At 35.0% G+C, this 2,021-nt stretch carries 3 protein-coding genes; 1 reads left to right on the forward strand and 2 read right to left on the reverse strand.

Features of this window, described 5'->3' with window-relative positions:
- Nucleotides 1-133 precede the first annotated feature (133 nt).
- Nucleotides 134-508, reverse strand: a complete 375-nt coding sequence (locus ACFIKX_RS03365; RefSeq protein ID WP_375621129.1) for a hypothetical protein — start codon at nucleotides 506-508, stop codon at nucleotides 134-136.
- Between the two features lie 315 nt (nucleotides 509-823).
- Nucleotides 824-1,420, reverse strand: a complete 597-nt coding sequence (locus ACFIKX_RS03370) for a S24 family peptidase (RefSeq protein WP_375628757.1) — start codon at nucleotides 1,418-1,420, stop codon at nucleotides 824-826.
- Between the two features lie 85 nt (nucleotides 1,421-1,505).
- On the opposite strand from ACFIKX_RS03370, the gene ACFIKX_RS03375 reads away from it, so the two are divergent.
- Nucleotides 1,506-1,823 carry a hypothetical protein gene (locus ACFIKX_RS03375; RefSeq protein WP_375628759.1) on the forward strand — a complete coding sequence of 106 codons (318 nt, stop codon included), beginning with the start codon at nucleotides 1,506-1,508 and terminating at the stop codon, nucleotides 1,821-1,823.
- The last annotated feature ends 198 nt before the right edge of the window (nucleotides 1,824-2,021 follow it).

Below are 2,021 nucleotides of genomic sequence, written 5' to 3' on the forward strand. Positions count from 1 at the left end.
CTAGACATGGTTGGAATTGTTTCGTGTTTGTTTGTATTTTGCTGGATAGCAATTAGCTTTTCCATTACGGACCTCATATTGGGTGGGATTGATGGGAAAAAGGGGGCGCTTTTAAAAGCGCCCTTTAGAATTTTTAAAGCACATCACAAGGACGCAAACGGTGTTGTTGTTCATAAGTACCGTAAATCTCATCATTATATTTTTCGTCTGCGATCTCGTCTAAAAGTTCTTGGTAAGCATCACTTTCGAGTACAAAGTCATGAACTTTACTCTCCTCGTGGAGATGTTCGATATTTTCTTTTACATATGCTTCTGCAATTTCTTCAGAGATATCTTCACAATTATTCTCAGAAGGATTGATGCGAAAGATTTGGATTGCATCATCTGCCTCGTCAATAATTTTTAGAACTTGGCTTTCATCCAGTGGTCCCGACCGACCAATGTTTTGATCATCATCATAGACAACTAATAAGATTTCATCAGAATTTATAAGAATTGGCTTATCCATAATTTTTCCTCCCTAACGCCTCTTGGCGATTGTTTGTGCGTGGTTTATGGATACCAATGTAGCGTATTTAGGAACATGTGTCAATACATATGTACCGATTTTAGAAATTTTTACATAAATATAAAAAGTCACTTAGAAAATTAAAACTGTAATTACTGAAAAAGGGATATATGTTTAGAATAGCTAGAGATTTAATAATACTAATTACATTGAATTTTAATATTCTAATCGATTATTTTGCAAATATTTGCATAATTCTCTCCTTAACAGAAATATACGATAAGAAGAAAATTATGCTCATATGATTTAACTATTTTAAAATCTCGGTGGTTTTATCCAGTCTATAGGCGCAGCCCAAATTAATGCAATATCTTTTATTTCTGGATACAACCTATTTAAACTCTCTAAATTAAATAAACCAGGCTTACTACCTTGCTTTATTATTTTGACAAAACAACGTCCATCTTGCGTATAGACAATTGCTTTTTTATTAAGAAGTAAACTTGGAGAAATGTTTTCTGAATAAAATAAAATAGATTTATCCTCAATGAAAGGTTCCATTGAGTCGCCTTCAACTTTTACTGCGTATGTATCCTTTGTAATATATGGGGGCATTTCCACTTCTTCAAGCCAACCATCTTCATAGGGGATAATTTCTGAACCTGCTCCTACATAACCCATTAAGGGTATAGTTTTTTTTCGTGGAAGTGGGTATTTTGTGATTTCCTCAATTGCTATACCTTCTTGTGCACTTATTCCTCGTTCACCTGTCAGCATTTTATTGACTGCAGAGCGGTAGATAGGGCGATGCATCTTCTCACTTAGTTGTCTGGCAAGCGATGATTGAGATAATCCAGATTCTTGTAAGGCTTCACTTAGCCAAATTTTCATAATGTTATTCATGGTTTCCATTATATCTTTGTTAGAAAAAAAATCTTTTGTGATTTTCGTTACATTTTCTATTGATTTTGTACCTAAATAAGCTACAATATGACTTATGAAACAATTTTCGGAAATAATAAATTTATTAGGTGGGGTTCGTAGGGTATCTCAGTTGCTTGGGGTTCATAGAACACGCGTGTACGTCTGGCTCCGTCCTGTATCAAAAGGTGGAACTGGTGGGAGAATTCCAACAAAACATATCCCAATTCTTTTGAATGAAGCCAACAGAATTGGAGCACCGATTAAGGCAGAAGACTTTTTTTCGTTTTTTTATAGGACGCAATCATGTGATTCTAAATTATCTTCACAATCTGCTTTTACTACTTCTCCCACAGAAAAGAATGAACACCAACAGCAGCATTCACACTCTTAAACAGGCAAAAATAAAGAGATCAAATAAATAGATTACGCGTCATCATGCGCACGCATAAATACGCAACAGCTTTAAGGGGGGATTATGATCACTAATTTATATTTAATGAAAGAAGGGGGCGCGCATGTCTAATGGTATGCCATGGATAAGATTCCATTTGTATGACTGGATAAGTGGTACAGATGGAATGACGTTAGA

The sequence above is a fragment of the Bartonella sp. CM86QHHN genome (assembly GCF_042194695.1).
Classification (GTDB): Bacteria; Pseudomonadota; Alphaproteobacteria; order Rhizobiales; family Rhizobiaceae; genus Bartonella.

What these genes read in the sequence shown, in the direction of transcription:
- ACFIKX_RS03365 (WP_375621129.1), bottom strand. Translation starts at nt 508, where the DNA reads ATGGATAAGCCAATTCTTATAAATTCTGATGAAATCTTATTAGTTGTC.
- ACFIKX_RS03370 (WP_375628757.1), bottom strand. Translation starts at nt 1,420, where the DNA reads ATGGAAACCATGAATAACATTATGAAAATTTGGCTAAGTGAAGCCTTA.
- ACFIKX_RS03375 (WP_375628759.1), top strand. Translation starts at nt 1,506, where the DNA reads ATGAAACAATTTTCGGAAATAATAAATTTATTAGGTGGGGTTCGTAGG.